We start from the raw sequence: 16,738 nt of genomic DNA, 5'->3' as shown, positions 1-16,738 counted from the left end.
CTCCTACGGCTTTATCCTTCTAAACGCGCCAAAAAATCGAGTAAGTATTCACAAAACTCATCTGGATGGGAGATAAATGGCGCATGCGCACTGTGACGCATCACTACGGAAGGGGAGTTGGGATACCTATCATCCAATAAGGCAGCTACCTTGCGTGGCACGAGTCCATCGAGATAACCATAAAGGCGTAAAAACGGAACTGTGAGCTGTTTTAACTCATCGCGTAAATCGACAACGCGCAACATTTCCAATCCGGCATTGAGGGTCTCTACTTTCGGCACAGGCTGATCGGTAACAATGGCTTTAAGTAACCTAGCATCATTACGAGCACTCTCTGTTCCTAATGTTTGTAATGCCAGAAAACGTTCGACTGTGCGCTGAAAATCTGTTGCTAATTGATGTTCAAACCCAACTAATACTTCGGATCTTATTCCCGGCCAATCACTCGCATGAGCTTGAAAGCAGGGAGATGAAGCGACAGTGATTAACCCTTTTATCTGGAATGGATGGTCAAGTGCGATACGACTAGCAACTAGCCCACCGAGAGACCAACCCAGCCAAATAGCGCCTTCGGGGGCATTTTGCCACAGCGTATTGGCCATTGTTTGTAGATCCATCGCCTCAAAACCTTGGCTACGGCCATAACCCGGCATATCAACCAGATGTAAACGAAAATGCGGGGCGATTCGCGGAATAATTGAACGCCATACCTCAGCATTCAACCCCCATCCGTGCAGCAGCACAAGATCTTGAGAACCTTCCCCAATTGTCTCCCAATACAGTTGTGTCATGGTTACACTCTCTTTTTTCACAGGAATATGTCTATGCTAGCAATGCAAGGTGCCTGTTGGCTATGCCAACAGCCATTAAAATTAGCTGACCAAGGAATCTGTTCATTTTGCATAAGGCACTTGCCGTCAATGCCTAATTGCTGCCATCGTTGCGCACTCCCTACCGAACAAGGCAGCATCATGTGTGGCCGCTGTTTGAAGCATCCCCCCGCTTGGCATACATTGATTACGGTAAGCCCATATCAAGCCCCGTTGAGAAAGTTAATCCATCGTTATAAATTTCATCCACAACCTCAGCTGGCTTTTACCCTTGCAAAGATCTATGCCTTACATTGGCTAAATGGCTATCGTCAATCACTTTGGCCTAAACCTGATTTACTGCTGACAATCCCACCACACTCTAAACGCCTGTGGTCTCGTGGGTTTGACCATGTTGCCTTTATTGGCGAATATTTATCCAAATGGTTAAATATCACCTATTCAAGAAATTCATTATTACGCACTCGTGATACACTGACTCAGATAACATTAAAACGTAAATACCGCTACAGTAATCTTAATGGTGCATTTACCCTGACGAGGCCTATAACAGGTCAGCGAGTCGCGATTTTAGATGATGTATTAACGACAGGAGCCACCATGCAAGCCGCTGCACAATTGCTGATTTGTGCGGGTGTACAGACAGTACAGGCTTGGTCCCTGTGTCGCACCTTGTAGAAAGGGGGCAAATGGGCGTATTATAACCAACTAAAGCGGTCAACTATTATTGAGCAAATGATTATGATTAATATTACTGAAGCAGCACAAGCTCATTTTGCCAAATTACTGGAAAATCAAGAGCCTGGAACCCAAATTCGCGTATTTGTCATTAACCCGGGTACACCTTCTGCTGAGTGCGGTGTCTCCTACTGTCCACCAGACGCTGTTGAAGCAACAGACCAAGAGCTGAAATTCGAGCTTTTATCGGCTTATGTTGATGAAATCAGTGCGCCATTCTTAGAAGACGCTGAAATTGATTTCGTGACTGACCAATTAGGTTCACAACTCACACTTAAAGCACCTAATGCAAAAATTCGTAAAGTGGCTGATGATGCACCACTTATCGAACGTGTTGAGTACGTTTTACAATCACAAATTAACCCACAACTGGCTAGCCATGGTGGTCGCGTATCACTGATGGAAATTACCGATGATGGCTTTGCTATTTTACAGTTTGGTGGGGGTTGCAACGGTTGTTCTATGGTCGATGTCACCTTAAAAGAAGGGATTGAAAAAGAACTTCTGAAAATGTTTGAAGGTGAGTTGAAAGGTGTGAAAGACTTGACTGAACACCAACGTGGTGAACACTCATTCTACTAAATGTTCACGCGATTTAACCTGTTTTTACGACACCCGTATTGTACTGCGGGTGTCTCTTATTATTAAACCACCTTTACTATCCGGTATGTTATGGAACAATTTGAGACGCTAACGCCTGCACAGGCATACCAACATTGGGTTGATGGCTCCGCAATATTAGTGGACGTTCGTGATCCACAAAGTTTTCGTGCGGGTCACGCGAGTGGCGCCTATCATTTGACCAATGAAACACTGAGCACCTTCCTAGAACAAACTGATTATGAACAAACTATCATGGTGATGTGCTATCACGGTCATAGTAGCCAAGGCGCTGCACAGTATCTGATTAATATTGGTTTCGAATCCGTTTATAGCATAAACGGTGGTTTCGAAGCTTGGTTAAGGGAATATCCACAAGCCGTCACGGCTCTCTAAGCGAGAACATCCATTCATGATCCACGTTGTTTCATTCGAAAATCCCAGAATGGCTCAGGCTTTTGTCGATTATATGGCAAGCCAACATATTCCATTAAAAATACACACAGTCCCAGAACAGCAACAAGTTGAACTTTGGCTCAATGACGAAGAGCACCTAGCGAAAGTACAACATGAACTCGAGCGTTTTTTGCAAGACCCGACAAATCCACGTTATATCGCAGCAAGTTGGGAAACAGGCACTACAGAAGCAGGGTTTAAATATCGCAATACCCTGACACTCGCGAACTTAAAAGCGCAATCAGGCCCTTTAACCATCGCTGTAATACTCATCTGCATCGGGGTCTATTTTTGGCTAGATATGACTCAACACCTTGATGTATTGCGTTATTTTGCATGGCCAAGAGAAGATCAACAATTTGAGTTGTGGCGCTGGTTTAGCCCTGTATTCGTTCAGTTTTCACTTTCCCAACTCGTTTTTAATCTGGTTTTATGGTGGTATTTAGCCAGTCAGGTTGAACGTCGATTAGGCTTTGGAAAACTGCTCACCATTTTTCTCGTTTCTGCCCTATTCTGTAATTGGGCTCAATCTCTGTACAGTGAGTCTAATTTTGGTGGGTTATCCGGTGTGGTCTATGCTCTTATCAGTTATGCTTGGTTAACGGGTGAGCGTCAACCGGAAAAAGAAGTAAGTGCCCCTCGGGGATTAATGATTTTTGTCATCGTCTGGCTCTTTTTAGGTAACTTAGGTGTTCTAGGTAACGATATCGCCAATGCCTCACATATCTCAGGGTTAATTATCGGATTATTGATGGGAATATGGGATAATAAGCATACTTTTAAACACCAGAGCTCCAGATAGAACATATATAATTAGAGGCTAACACCGTGAAACAGACCCAGAGACATGATGCAATCATTGAACTCGTTCGCCTTCAGGGCTATGTGAGCACTGAGGAGCTTGTCGAACATTTCGAGGTTAGCCCTCAGACGATCCGTCGTGACCTCAATGACCTTGCTGAACAAAACAAAATCCAGCGCCACCATGGTGGTGCCGCGTTGCCTTCTAGCTCTGTCAATACGGCCTACCATGACCGTAAGATTATGTGGTCAAATGAAAAAGCGCGGATTGCACAACGCGTCGCGAGCCAGATCCCTGACGGTGCGACCTTATTTATCGATATCGGTACAACCCCAGAAGCGGTTGCGCATGCGTTAGTGAATCATAAAAACCTCCGAGTCGTGACGAATAATTTGAATGTCGCAACACTCCTCATGCCAAAAGAAGATTTTCGTTTGATTTTAGCAGGCGGCGAGGTGCGTTCACGAGATGGTGGTATTGTAGGTGAAGCGACTCTAGACTTTATTTCCCAATTTAGGCTGGATTACGGCATCTTAGGCATCAGTGGAATTGATATGGATGGCTCATTACTTGAGTTTGACTATCATGAGGTGCGCACTAAACGTGCCATTATTGAAAATTCACGCTGTGTCATGTTAGTGACAGACCATTCAAAATTTGGCCGTAATGCGATGGTCAACCTTGGTAACATGAACCTTATCGACTACTTATTTACCGATAAACTCCCCCCCGACAGTATTCAAAAAGTCATTGAGCAACACAATGTACAACTAGAACTGTGCTAAATCACGCCTCCAGATGGTGGCTTAAGCGACCATCTGAGGTTGTTGACAAAGTGGGATAAAAGCGTAGTTTTTCCCGCTTTGTGTTATCAGCCGAAAATCAATAAATTGATTTTCTCGTTTATTTTCAAAACCTATTCGACTTGCCGCCAAACATAATAGGTTTGTCAGCAGTCTGCATCTCTCTGAACCTTTTTGGAATCTCTGTCGCCTTTCAAGCGACTTATTCTTTGCCTCTCATACGATTACTCACCCAATGACGACCTTTCGTTAATGCTCGAACATGTTCATTTTGTAAAAATAAACACACTATTATTATGGTTAATGAGACTGTTTTGTTATCTTTATCACGCAGTTGTTGTTTTTTATTGGTTAGTAGTTGGCATATTAGCCAATTTTGATTACAATCAAATGAGCGAAAACGAACATTATAGAACTTGTTTCGAACATCTCAGGGGGATGCATGGAAACTAAAGACTTGATTGTAATCGGCGGCGGTATCAACGGCGCTGGTATCGCGGCAGATGCCGCTGGCCGTGGACTATCTGTATTGCTGCTTGAGGCTCAAGACTTAGCCAGTGCGACATCATCTGCGAGTTCAAAACTGATCCACGGTGGTTTACGTTATCTTGAGCATTACGAATTCCGCCTCGTCAGCGAAGCATTAGCTGAGCGTGAAGTATTATTAAAACTTGCGCCACATATCGCATTTCCAATGCGCTTCCGTCTGCCGCACCAACCTCATCTACGTCCAGCTTGGATGATCCGTATCGGTTTGTTCTTGTATGACCATTTAGGCAAACGTACCAGTTTACCGGGTAGTAAAGGATTGAAGTTTGGTCAAAATTCAGTGCTCAAACCTGAACTCAATAAAGGTTTCGAATATTCTGACTGCTGGGTCGATGATGCGCGTTTAGTTGTACTAAACGCTCAAGAAGTGGTACGTAAAAAAGGTGAAGTTCGTACGCGGACAAAAGTAACTAAAGCCTACCGTGAAAACGGCCTATGGGTTGTTGAGGCAGAAGACCTTCTGACTGGCACAAAAGAAACATGGCGAGCTAAAGGCTTAGTTAACGCGACAGGCCCATGGGTGAAAGAATTTTTTGACGATGGTTTGAAACTGAAATCACCTTATGGCATTCGCCTTATTAAAGGTAGCCATATTGTCGTACCACGTGCGCATGACGAGCCTCAAGCCTATATTTTACAAAATGAAGACAATCGTATTGTTTTCGTGATCCCTTGGATGGATGAATTCTCCATTATCGGTACGACCGATGTCGAATATAAAGGGGATCCAAAAGATGTGCGCATTGATGACAATGAAGTCGCTTATCTACTGAAAGTCTATAATGACCACTTCAAAAAACAGTTAAGCAAAGATGATATCGTATGGGATTACTCAGGCGTTCGCCCATTATGTGACGATGAGTCTGACTCTCCACAAGCCATTACTCGTGATTACACATTAGATATTCACGATGAAAATGGCCAAGCGCCATTGCTCTCTGTCTTTGGTGGTAAATTAACAACTTACCGTAAGTTAGCAGAAGCAGCGGTTGGAAAACTGGCGCCTTATTATCCAAACGCAGGTGCTGCATGGACTAAAAATGGTGTCTTGCCTGGTGGCGACATTGAAGGTTGTGATCGTGATGGTTACGCACGCTTACTCCGTCAACGTTATGATTGGTTACCTGAAGGCCTTGCACTACGTTTTGCGAGAACTTACGGCAGCCAAAGCAAACTCATCTTAGAGGGTGCAAACTCACTCACTGACCTAGGTGAAGCCTTTGGCCATAACCTGTATGAAGCAGAACTACGTTACTTAGTCGAGCATGAGTGGGTAACTGAATTAGATGATGCCATCTGGCGTCGTACCAAATTGGGCATGTGGCTGAATGAAAGTGAAAAACAGCGCATCGCACAATGGCTGGCAGAGCAAATGAAAGCGGCTCAACCAGTCACAATTGCGTCATAAGAAACAATTGTAAAAATCTCGTTGGCAATGCAGTCAAAGCCGGTCAGTTTATCACTGACCGGCTTTTTCTTTTTTATGTCGTGAATGTCATTGTATTTTATCAGTTGCTTAAAGCTATTTAGTCTGATTAAATAATGACGTTGCTTTCCTTCAACCTCACTAAAGGTATTCCCCGACGATGATTTGAGATCTGCCAGAAAATGCTTACAGATACCTTAACGGTATAACTTTTTCTGATTTTGGCAGACAATAATCGCTCAGCCCCTCATTTCGTGAAATGAACGCACTATGTTGTATTGTCTGCCCCCTGTACTCAGGAGGTACACATGACTGTTGCTTGTCATTTCTCACAACTCAATATCGAATTTAACCAAAATGCGCTGTTTTCTCCTCTGAGCGGAACCTTGCAGTGCCAACAAAATGCACTCATTGGGAATAATGGCAAAGGAAAATCCGTATTAATGCGCCTGCTTGCCCAACAAATGATACCCACAACAGGTCATATCAATTGGATGATGCCTTTTATTCATGTAGAGCAGTTGACTCGCCTTGAAGGGAATTCTATTGCGGATGCTTTAGGCGTTAGTGCATTAGTCGATGCATTCACACGCGTCGATACAGGGAATGCGACGATGGAAGATTTTGAGCTATTAGAAGATAAATGGCACCTACCCGCTGAGTGGCAAAGCTTGTTAGACTCGGCCAAATTGCCCATTATGGTAGATGAGCCTATTAATCATCTTAGTGGTGGTGAACGCACACGCCTAGCGCTATGTCGTGCCTTCCTCCATAAAAATCATTTCTTACTCTTAGATGAACCCGATAACCATCTTGATCATGAAGGGCGTCAATGGTTAAGCAACAAGCTAGCTGAACATAAGGCTGGGTCTTTAGTGATCACCCATAGCCGCTCGTTACTGGGGCAGATGCAAACCATCTTTGAATTAACGGATAAAGGCCTACATGAGTACGGGGGGGATTTTGCGCTTTATGAGCAGCAAAAACAGTTTGCCATGGCCGCGATTGAAGCCAAAACAGAGCGACTCGATCACCAAATCCGCCAAGAAAAACGTCAACAGCACCTCACGATACAAAAAGCGGAACAGCGTCGTAAACAAGGTGAGAAGATTCGTTATAGCGGTTCCCAATCTCTGCTGTTATTGGATATGAAAACCAATCGTGCACAGAAAAGGCAATCCAATGTCGCTGAACGGCACCAACGTGTCATGAGTGATTTGCAAGGGCAATTACAGGAAACCCAAGATAAACAAATTCATAGCAAGCAACAAAAGATGACCCTAAATTACCAACCTGATGGCAGCAAAGTCACCCTTTTTGCTTCCCAATTGCAATTACCTTATGGGCATACCACGCCACTTTCCTTCACGGCCTATACGGGAGAACATTGGCACATTAAAGGACGCAACGGCAGTGGGAAATCGACCTTATTAAAAATATTATCAGGAGAAATACGAGCCATATCAGGTGAATATCGAATCAATCCTGCATTTTGCTATCTTGATCAACATCTTAATTTATTGAATAAAGATTTACCCGCCGCCGAAGCGCTGCATAATTATCAACCTGCATTTACCATTGAACAATGGCGAACGCAATTGGGTATGTTAAGGATCAGAGGTGATAAATCACTGCAACCTATAAAGCATCTCAGTGGTGGTGAACAGCTAAAAACAACACTATTGGCTCTAACACATAGCCCTACTCCACCAGCCGTATTACTACTCGATGAACCGGATAACCATCTCGATTTAGATTCAAAGAACTTATTAGAGGGATTGCTCAGTGATTACAAGGGAACCTTATTTTTGGTGTCCCATGATGACACCTTTGTCGAGAACTGTGGGATCACAAATGAATTCGTGCTCTCAGATTAATAAGCTTATAGGCTGCCAACGGGCAGCCTATAAGCTTGTGGTTACTTAATGAATGTTTGTTTAACTCTTTCAGACACTAAAAAATAAGGTATCCAAATCAAACAATAAAAACTGCTATTTGCCACATTCATAATATAGCTATATTTAATTTCCAAACCAAAAACGCTAGGAAAGATAAAACGCGAGCCAATAATCATTACGATATAAAATAGCATAGAAATAATGAAAAGCAGCTTTGCACTTTTCCGCCATTTTAACGCGGCAATAAAAGTCCACAACAACAAGACAATCAATATGCCATGACTCATTTGTAGCAAATAAAAGGCCGTTGAAAATCCGCTGACATAAAAATCAGAATTGACATTAGTCGCAAGATGCCAAGCTAATTTGACTTGATTAATATCGAACAGCATCATCATGATGGTTTGATACAGCATATAAAACAAACCTATCGTAGGAAAAATAAGCCATCCACCAATTCCCTGAAGTGGTGCTTTCTGAGGAGCCGTTGAAGTCGCCGGCTGATTTACATCCATCTTATTAATAACCTTATTTCTTTTTATGACTTAGCGCTGTTTCTAGATATGATTTTAAGACCAGTGCCTGATTATGCTGCTTATCTTTAGCACTATACAGTAATGTCAGATTACCTTGCTGAGCTTTTTCGACCAGTGGGATCCATGCCGATGGATTATCATTCAGTTCCTGCTGATATCTTTCAACGAATTTATCAAACTGATCGGTGTTTTGATGAAACCACTTTCGCAGCTCATTAGACGGAGCCACTTCTTTTTTCCATTCATCATATTGCAAATCTGTTTTTTTAATTCCTCTTGGCCATAATCGGTCAATCAGCACACGATAACCATCGCTTGGTGAGACAGCATCATAAACTCTTTTACAGTCAATCATGCACCCTCTCGTTAGTCACTTTAATATTGACTGATGATTTAATTCACAAAGGTATTTTTTACCCTAACAGATTTCAAAAAATAAGGGATCCAAATAGCGCAGGCACTCATCGCACGAATAATATTTCTGGTGTCATCGTCATCGACAGGAACGGAAAGAAGCTCTTTCACAAGAATAACATCGGCAATGACTAAGACTAAAGAAAAGACATAAAAGAAAATAATGACTTTTATCGTTAATTTCTTTTTAGTAAAAAAGAGATAACATAAAAATAACAATGTTCCATAAACAATTATGTTACCCAGTACTTCAAAATAGATAAGCTCTTTGAACATTGGCATAAAAGAAGGAGAAAGAGGATCCGTTAAAAGTCCCCAATATTCAAATGTTGCCGCATATGAACGCCAAAATGTATAAGGGAGATAAAAAAGAGAAATAATGATCCCCAACATTGGTAATATCAACCACCCACCAAAGCCCGCGGGTTTAAGTTCCCTGTTATCGTTTAAAGGCGAATTAGGCGTATTTTGACTCAATACCTTATGATCATCGCGTTGTGTAGAGCGTTCTTCTAATTCATTCATCATCACATCCTTGCTTTTCATTTATAGACAACAAAAGCAGCTGAAGCGTAACTCATATTTGATTTAAATCTAACTCTTTTTTGCTAAGAGATCACCTTTGAAATTCAAATTTAAAATGCCAAAATGGTTTTGAATAATAAATGCAGCTTGCCTCCCTACATATGACAAAAATGACACCGATAAGGCCTATGTGATGCAAAAAATAACCACCCAACTACGTTTGCCTTCCCATTTTCGGGCTGATGATTTTTTTGCCTTCCATTTACGGGACCAACACAATATTGCAGAAATTGTTGAGGGAAACTTATTACGTAAAGGCATACTGTGGGATCGCTCCCCTGCTCAGCTGCTCATTGCTATTGATGGCAATCAAGCCACGATGAGTCTTGAAATAGATAAGGGGGAAACGCAACCTTGCGAACAAAAATTGGTTGAGGTAGGCAAGCACATGCTTGGATTACAACAAGCGGTCGAACAATTTGAAGCACAATATTTATCTCATCCCATTCTTGGTAAATTAATTCAACAACAACAAGGCCTGCGCATCTATCAATCGACTAGCCCATTTGAAGCTTTAATTTGGGCTATTATCGGTCAGCAAATTAGTGTTACCGCGGCAATCGCAATACGCCGGCGTTTTATTCAAGCCACAGGGTCTAGGCATTCATCTGGAATTTGGTGTTTTCCAGATGCACAACAAGTGACTGCGGTCGATGATCTGACACTACGGCAGACAGGGCTTTCGGCCAGTAAATTGACGGCGCTCAGAGCCCTATGTGCAGCGCTCTTAAATCATCACATCGACCTCACATCACCAATCAACGCTGAAGAGGTACAAAAATTATCCAGCCAACTGGTTAGCCTAAAAGGTATTGGCCCATGGACGGTAAGTTATGCCTTGTTACGTGGTTTTAATTATCTTGATGGCTCGTTGCATGGCGATGTTGCTGTTCGGCGCAACTTGCAATCACTACTTGGTATGGAAACGCAACCTACAGCGAAAGAAACTGAAAAATGGCTTGAGGAGTTCACTCCATGGCGTGCTTTAGTGGCAGCACACTTATGGCGTAGCCAATCTGCGGCAGGATATTAATGGCCTATAAATACCAACCAACCGGCTAAGGTTGGTTGGCTTAAATGGTCAATCTAACAGCAAAGCGATAGATGAATTAACGTATCCAGTTTGTCTTCGCGAGTTCAACAACTTCATCACCACGACCGCTTAAAATCGCCTTCAGCATATACAAACTAAAGCCTTTAGCTTCTTGCAGATTAATGGTTGGTGGCATAGAGAGCTCTTGTTTTGCAGTCACCACATCGACCACAACAGGGCCATCATGTGCAAATGCTTCTTTCAATGCCGCATCCACGTCTTCGCTTTTCTCAACACGAATTCCTTTGATACCGGCGGCGTTAGCCACAGCAGCAAAGTTAGGATTATGGAGGTCTGTACCTTCAGTTAAGAAGCCACCGACTTTCATCTCCATCGCAACAAAGCCCAAAACACTATTATTCAGAACGATCACTTTTACCGGTAAATTCATTTGCGCTAGCGATAACAGATCCCCCATCAACATACTAAAGCCACCGTCACCACTCATTGTAATGACCTGACGAGTTTTATCGACGGATTGGATCCCCATTGCCTGTGGCATTGCATTCGCCATTGAGCCATGGTTGAACGAACCAATTAAACGGCGCTTACCGTTCATTTTTAAATAACGAGCAGCCCAAACCGTTGGTGTACCGACGTCACACGTGAATACAGCATCATCATTTGCAAGTGCACTGATTCGACTAGCCAAATACTGTGGATGAATCACATCTTCATGCCCCGGTTTCGCTAGATCATCAAGGCCTTTACGAGCTTCTTGATAATGTTTTAATGCGCTATCTAAATGGTGGCGATCTTGTTTCACTGTTAAATGCGGCTGTAAGGCTGTCAAAGTCGCTTTAATATCACCGATCAATCCCATATCAATATGGCAATGAGAGCCTAAGCTGCCCGCATTGATATCGATCTGAATAATTTTAGCCCCTTGTGGGTAGAATGCGCGGTATGGAAATTGAGTGCCGAGTAAGACAACGGTATCCGCATTCATCATCGCATGGTAACCCGATGAGAAGCCAATGAGTCCTGTCATCCCAACGCTATATGGGTTATCCCATTCAATATGCTCTTTACCTCGCAAGGCATGTACGACAGGTGCCTTTAATGTTTCTGCGAGTTTAACCACTTCATCGTGTGCCCCTGCACATCCCGCACCACAGAATAGTGTAATATTTTCTGATTGATTCAGTGCATCCGCTAATTTAGCTATTTCAGACGTTTGTGGCATGATCAACGGAGCTTGCGGCTGATACCATGTATCATTAGCGGTTTCTGGTGCGTCACGTAACGCGATATCACCAGGCAATACAATCACAGACACACCTTTTTCCAGAATTGCTTTACGCATAGCAATGCCAAGCACTTGGGGAAGCTGCTCAGGGTTAGAGATCATCTCACAGTAGTGGCTACATTCACGGAATAACTCTGTTGGGTGTGTTTCCTGAAAATAGTTGCTACCAATTTCGCTTGATGGGATATGTGCCGCAATTGCCAATACAGGTACACGGTTACGATGGCAATCATACAAACCATTAATCAGGTGCATATTACCGGGTCCACATGAACCTGCACAAACTGTAAGGTTACCAGTCATTTGTGCTTCAGCACCCGCTGCAAATGCCGCAACCTCTTCGTGACGAGTGCCTAACCATTCAATTGTGCCAAGACGGCGTAAGCTATCACTTAAACCATTCAGTGAATCACCAGTAACGCCCCAAATACGCTTAACACCTGCATTTTCTAGGACCTTCGCGACATAGGATGCAACAGTCTGTTTTTTCATAATGGCACTCTTTTAAGTCAGATTAAGTTAAAATCACTCACAACAAGTCAAAATCATGCTCGCTGTGACACTTCATCATTATTAAACCAATGTATATTTACTTAACTTAGTGTAACTAATTAAATCTGCTGTTCATACCAGCGAAAACCCATCGCTAGTAAGAACAGGATAATCATCCACTAATATCAAAAGAAGAGTCTGGATACAGAATAAATTAAATATAGCGAAAAGATGAAATAACAAAAATAAACCGCATTAACAATAACTTAACAACAAATCGAAATAAGATTATATAAGGTTCCTATTGGCTATCATCACGAATTGAAAACAGCCCCTTAGTCATCCTAAAAATAAAATGCCCCTTCACTTTTCATTTTGCTGGGAATTATTGAAACATGAATATTATCGACGATTGCCACAATGGTCATGATACTGCAATATTCCAGCAATATTCATTCAACTTAATGTAGAATAAGCAGACTGATAATATATAAGCTGAATCATTCAGGGTGGTCAAAAGGACCACTCACTGTGACACAAATAGAAAGAACAGCTAGTCACGCTTTTTATCTTTATACCATTTTCCTATCAGCTCATTATTCAACGCAATAACCTGCCAAATAATCAGATAACCCTGAAGGTATTTTAACGGGCTTTTGTTTTCAACACAGAATGATTGATGTCGGCTTATATCAGGATTTTATTATCTGCAAATGGAAGGCGAAAAACCGTATATAACAAAGTCGAATTCACACTTATTTTTTCTTTAAAAAACAACAATATAAATATCACCCCTAATTAAGCACTCATTGCGAGATTAAAAAGTCAATAACGCCACAAAAAGTAGCATAAAAGACTAACGTTTTACATTTATTCGATATTATTGTATTATTAGTCGCTATGTAAGGTTACCTAAAGGTACATGTTTTGCTTTATTTAAAAAATACACAACAACAAAATAACTCGCTATTCTTTCCGCTTCTTCGTTCGTCTCTTCACAATTATTAGCGGTGATTTTCCCCTAATTGTCTTAGTAATCGGATATAACACGCTATTCATATTGATGATTTCTACAGGTGATTAATAAAATATTTATGCATTCTATAGATAACGACTATTCTAATATAACAGTCTCTCTGTTTATCTTACCCAAGTTAGCTGTAGAGATATGGACGCCACACACATCATGAATGCAGTTCCTTATGTTCCGAGATTCAGATAAGAGGATGGTTCCATGAAATTCAGAAAGAAAAAAGAAAAACCATTAAATATTAATGATATTACTATCATTGATGATGGGAAATTGAAAAAAGCCATTACAGCGGCTTCGCTGGGTAATGCGATGGAGTGGTTTGATTTTGGTGTATATGGCTTCTTAGCTTATGTACTTGGTCAAGTTTTCTTCCCTGGCGCATCACCGAGCGTTCAGATGATTGCCGCATTGGCAACGTTTTCCGTGCCTTTTCTCGTTAGGCCTTTAGGCGGTGTTGTTTTCGGGATCTTAGGTGATAAATACGGCCGACAAAAAGTCTTGGCGATCACCATTATTATTATGTCGATCAGTACGTTCGCGATTGGTTTGATCCCATCCTATGAAAGTATTGGTATTTGGGCTCCCATTCTGCTGCTGTTAGCGAAACTCGCTCAAGGCTTCTCCGTTGGTGGAGAATATTCAGGTGCAGCCATCTTTGTTGCCGAATATTCACCCGACCGAAAACGCGGCTTTATGGGAAGTTGGTTAGACTTTGGTTCTATTGCTGGCTTCGTATTAGGGGCTGGTGTCGTCGTCCTGATTTCGAGCATTGTCGGAGAAGAAAATTTTCATGATTGGGGTTGGAGAATTCCATTCTTCTTAGCATTGCCACTGGGTATCATTGGGTTATATTTGCGTCATGCGCTTGAAGAGACGCCAGCATTCCAACAACATGTTGAAACACTGGAAAAACAAGATAAAGCCAATATTCAAAACCCACCAAAAGTGTCTTTCCGTGAAGTGGTAACAAAGTACTGGAAGAGCTTAATGATCTGTGTGGGGCTGGTTATCGCAACTAACGTGACTTACTATATGTTGCTGACCTATATGCCAAGTTACTTATCGCATAACATGAATTATTCAGCTGACCATGGTGTGCTTATCATTATTGCAATTATGATTGGTATGTTATTTGTTCAGCCTATTATTGGCTTAACCAGCGATAAAATAGGTCGTCGCCCATTTGTGATTGCGGGAAGCTTAGGCCTGATTATTTTAGCCTATCCGGCCTTTATGCTGATTGACAGCGGTTCTGTGGGTTTGATCTTCGTTGGTTTACTGATTTTAGCCGTTTTACTTAATTGTTTTACTGGCGTGATGGCGTCTATTTTACCCGCCATTTTCCCAACTCATATTCGTTACAGTGCTCTCGCGATCGCATTTAATATCTCGGTATTGATTGCCGGTGCGACACCAACCGTCGCGGCTTGGTTAGTTGAATCCACCAACAACCTGTATATGCCAGCCTTTTATTTGATGGTTATCGCGCTGATAGGCTTGTACACTGGGATTAAAATGCCAGAAACAGCAAATAAACCACTAAGAGGCGCGACACCGGCTGCATCAGATAAGGCTGAAGCAAAAGAAATCTTAAGTGAGCACTATGACAATATTGAACAGAAGGTTGAAGATATTGAACAACAGATTGCAGAACTTGAGAAAAAACGCCAATCGTTAATTAATCAGCACCCTAAATTAGACTAAGTCTATGTAAGGCAAAGGAGCAGAAGATGGTCAAGAAACAGGCTTGTCATTTGGTCTGGTTTCGTCATGATCTGAGAGTCACCGATAATAAAGCCCTGTCTTCTGCTTGTGCTGATCCCGAGGCTAAAGTGCTCGCCTTGTTTACTGCAACACCGGAACAATGGCGGGCACATGACCTTTCTTCCCGACAAATCACGTTCTTACACCAAAATCTGCTTGCGCTACGCGACTCACTGGCGAAGCTAGGCATCCCCTTGATTTGTCAGACAGTCGCTGATTTTTCAAGTGCAGCACACTGGGTCGTCGAGTTTGCACAACAGCAACAGGCCGATCACCTCTATTTCAACCGTCAATATGAATTGAACGAACGTAAGCGCGATGAATGGTTGTTAAAACAAACATTACCTTTTCATGTCCACACGTTCGATGACGCACTCTTATTACCGCCTCAATCAGTCACCAATCAAAAAGGTGAAATGTATCAGGTATACACACCTTTTCGCCGAGCCTTTATTAGTCAGTTGATAACGGCGGATTTTCGCTCTTTGGCAGCCCCTAAGCCAAGAGATAACGCACTGAAGCTCCAGACGCTATCACAACCCCTGTTTGAGCATCACGCGGTGGATATTGCGCCCCATTTTCCGGCTGGAGAAGCTGCTGCATTGCAGCAACTACGGCAATTTTGCCGTACTAAGGTCCAACACTATCAGCAACAGCGTGATATTCCTGCTATTGATGGAACCAGCCAATTATCGCCTTACTTAGCGATAGGTGTTCTCTCACCACGACAATGTTTAAATCGATTGCTTGCTGAAAACCCGCATGTTTTCGATTCACCTGATAGTGGTGCATTTACATGGCTCAATGAACTGATATGGCGTGAATTTTATCATCATTTATTGGTCGCATTCCCCCGCTTGTGCCGCCACCAGCCTTTTATTGAGTGGACAACATATATTCAGTGGAACACGAACAATACGGACCTAAATGCATGGCAAAATGGACAAACAGGCTATCCTATCGTCGATGCCGCAATGCGTCAGCTTAACGCCACCGGTTGGATGCATAATCGCCTAAGAATGATCACTGCTAGCTTTTTAGTGAAAGATTTGCTCATAGACTGGCGCCTTGGTGAGCGATACTTTATGCAACAACTGATTGATGGCACGCTTGCCGCCAATAATGGTGGTTGGCAATGGTCAGCGTCCACGGGGACAGATGCGCAACCATGGTTCCGTATCTTTAATCCGACAACACAAGGAAAGAAATTTGACCCTCAGGGTGAATTTATTCGCCAGTGGTTACCCGAATTAAGTTCAGTACCGGACAAATATATTCATACTCCTCATGAGTGGGCTGAGGCGAATAACCTAACCTTAGACTATCCTGCCCCCATTGTTGATCACAAACAGGCTCGTTTAGCCACTCTAGCGGCTTTCGAGGCAGGAAAAAATGACAGTATAAAAACCATTAATGATCAAAGTAATAATTTAAGTTAAGGATTATACTGTCCAATAATTAATAAAATAA

The 16,738-nt window shown here is 42.4% G+C and carries 15 protein-coding genes; 10 read left to right on the top strand and 5 right to left on the bottom strand.

Annotated elements, in window-relative coordinates; all coding sequences use genetic code 11:
• Nucleotides 1-11: 11 nt before the first annotated feature.
• Nucleotides 12-791: a pimeloyl-ACP methyl ester esterase BioH gene (bioH, locus tag ACWPW6_RS01155; RefSeq protein ID WP_154622223.1), complete on the bottom strand. Its 780-nt coding sequence runs from the start codon at nucleotides 789-791 to the stop codon at nucleotides 12-14.
• Between the two features lie 33 nt (nucleotides 792-824).
• Between bioH and ACWPW6_RS01150 the strand changes: the two genes are divergently transcribed.
• The 7 genes from ACWPW6_RS01150 to ACWPW6_RS01120 all read left to right on the top strand — a co-directional run bounded on the left by ACWPW6_RS01150 (nucleotide 825) and on the right by ACWPW6_RS01120 (nucleotide 8,081).
• On the top strand, nucleotides 825-1,508 hold the full coding sequence (locus ACWPW6_RS01150; RefSeq protein WP_154622224.1) for a phosphoribosyltransferase family protein: 684 nt from the start codon (nucleotides 825-827) through the stop codon (nucleotides 1,506-1,508).
• 63 nt (nucleotides 1,509-1,571) lie between these two features.
• Complete coding sequence (gene nfuA, locus ACWPW6_RS01145; RefSeq protein ID WP_454209250.1) at nucleotides 1,572-2,150, top strand: Fe-S biogenesis protein NfuA; 579 nt, start codon at nucleotides 1,572-1,574, stop codon at nucleotides 2,148-2,150.
• Nucleotides 2,151-2,240: 90 nt separating this feature from the next.
• The gene (gene glpE / locus ACWPW6_RS01140) at nucleotides 2,241-2,564 is read left to right on the top strand and encodes a thiosulfate sulfurtransferase GlpE (protein WP_154622226.1); all 324 of its coding nucleotides are present in this window, start codon (nucleotides 2,241-2,243) and stop codon (nucleotides 2,562-2,564) included.
• A 16-nt stretch (nucleotides 2,565-2,580) separates the two neighbouring features.
• A complete protein-coding gene (gene glpG, locus ACWPW6_RS01135) occupies nucleotides 2,581-3,426 on the top strand; it encodes a rhomboid family intramembrane serine protease GlpG (protein WP_249999667.1) in 846 nt (281 codons plus the stop codon).
• Nucleotides 3,427-3,452: 26 nt separating this feature from the next.
• Nucleotides 3,453-4,211 carry a DeoR/GlpR family transcriptional regulator gene (locus tag ACWPW6_RS01130; protein WP_163860523.1) on the top strand — a complete coding sequence of 253 codons (759 nt, stop codon included), beginning with the start codon at nucleotides 3,453-3,455 and terminating at the stop codon, nucleotides 4,209-4,211.
• Nucleotides 4,212-4,671: 460 nt separating this feature from the next.
• A complete protein-coding gene (glpD, locus tag ACWPW6_RS01125) occupies nucleotides 4,672-6,186 on the top strand; it encodes a glycerol-3-phosphate dehydrogenase (protein ID WP_154622228.1) in 1,515 nt (504 codons plus the stop codon).
• A gap of 326 nt (nucleotides 6,187-6,512) precedes the next feature.
• The gene (locus tag ACWPW6_RS01120) at nucleotides 6,513-8,081 is read left to right on the top strand and encodes an ATP-binding cassette domain-containing protein (protein ID WP_249999665.1); all 1,569 of its coding nucleotides are present in this window, start codon (nucleotides 6,513-6,515) and stop codon (nucleotides 8,079-8,081) included.
• A 41-nt stretch (nucleotides 8,082-8,122) separates the two neighbouring features.
• Here ACWPW6_RS01120 and ACWPW6_RS01115 read toward each other — a convergent pair whose 3' ends face one another.
• The 3 genes from ACWPW6_RS01115 to ACWPW6_RS01105 are packed head-to-tail and all read right to left on the bottom strand — an operon-like array spanning nucleotide 8,123 to nucleotide 9,577.
• The gene (locus ACWPW6_RS01115) at nucleotides 8,123-8,617 is read right to left on the bottom strand and encodes a DUF2569 domain-containing protein (RefSeq protein ID WP_154622230.1); all 495 of its coding nucleotides are present in this window, start codon (nucleotides 8,615-8,617) and stop codon (nucleotides 8,123-8,125) included.
• 13 nt (nucleotides 8,618-8,630) lie between these two features.
• On the bottom strand, nucleotides 8,631-8,993 hold the full coding sequence (locus ACWPW6_RS01110) for a DUF488 domain-containing protein (protein ID WP_154622231.1): 363 nt from the start codon (nucleotides 8,991-8,993) through the stop codon (nucleotides 8,631-8,633).
• A 38-nt stretch (nucleotides 8,994-9,031) separates the two neighbouring features.
• The gene (locus tag ACWPW6_RS01105) at nucleotides 9,032-9,577 is read right to left on the bottom strand and encodes a DUF2569 domain-containing protein (RefSeq protein ID WP_154622232.1); all 546 of its coding nucleotides are present in this window, start codon (nucleotides 9,575-9,577) and stop codon (nucleotides 9,032-9,034) included.
• A gap of 193 nt (nucleotides 9,578-9,770) precedes the next feature.
• Here ACWPW6_RS01105 and ACWPW6_RS01100 point away from each other — a divergent pair, with 193 nt between their 5' ends.
• Complete coding sequence (locus ACWPW6_RS01100) at nucleotides 9,771-10,670, top strand: DNA-3-methyladenine glycosylase family protein (protein ID WP_154622233.1); 900 nt, start codon at nucleotides 9,771-9,773, stop codon at nucleotides 10,668-10,670.
• Nucleotides 10,671-10,746: 76 nt separating this feature from the next.
• On the opposite strand, the gene poxB is transcribed toward ACWPW6_RS01100, so the two are convergent.
• The gene (poxB, locus tag ACWPW6_RS01095; protein WP_154622234.1) at nucleotides 10,747-12,471 is read right to left on the bottom strand and encodes a ubiquinone-dependent pyruvate dehydrogenase; all 1,725 of its coding nucleotides are present in this window, start codon (nucleotides 12,469-12,471) and stop codon (nucleotides 10,747-10,749) included.
• A gap of 1,234 nt (nucleotides 12,472-13,705) precedes the next feature.
• On the opposite strand from poxB, the gene proP reads away from it, so the two are divergent.
• Nucleotides 13,706-15,208 carry a glycine betaine/L-proline transporter ProP gene (gene proP / locus ACWPW6_RS01090; protein ID WP_163860519.1) on the top strand — a complete coding sequence of 501 codons (1,503 nt, stop codon included), beginning with the start codon at nucleotides 13,706-13,708 and terminating at the stop codon, nucleotides 15,206-15,208.
• A 26-nt stretch (nucleotides 15,209-15,234) separates the two neighbouring features.
• On the top strand, nucleotides 15,235-16,707 hold the full coding sequence (phrB, locus tag ACWPW6_RS01085; protein WP_196713901.1) for a deoxyribodipyrimidine photo-lyase: 1,473 nt from the start codon (nucleotides 15,235-15,237) through the stop codon (nucleotides 16,705-16,707).
• Nucleotides 16,708-16,738 lie beyond the last annotated feature (31 nt).

It is taken from the genome of Providencia sp. Marseille-Q8014 (assembly GCF_965112055.1).
The sequence above is the reverse complement of the archived record's forward strand: the minus strand, read 5'-3'. Positions and strand labels throughout refer to the sequence as shown.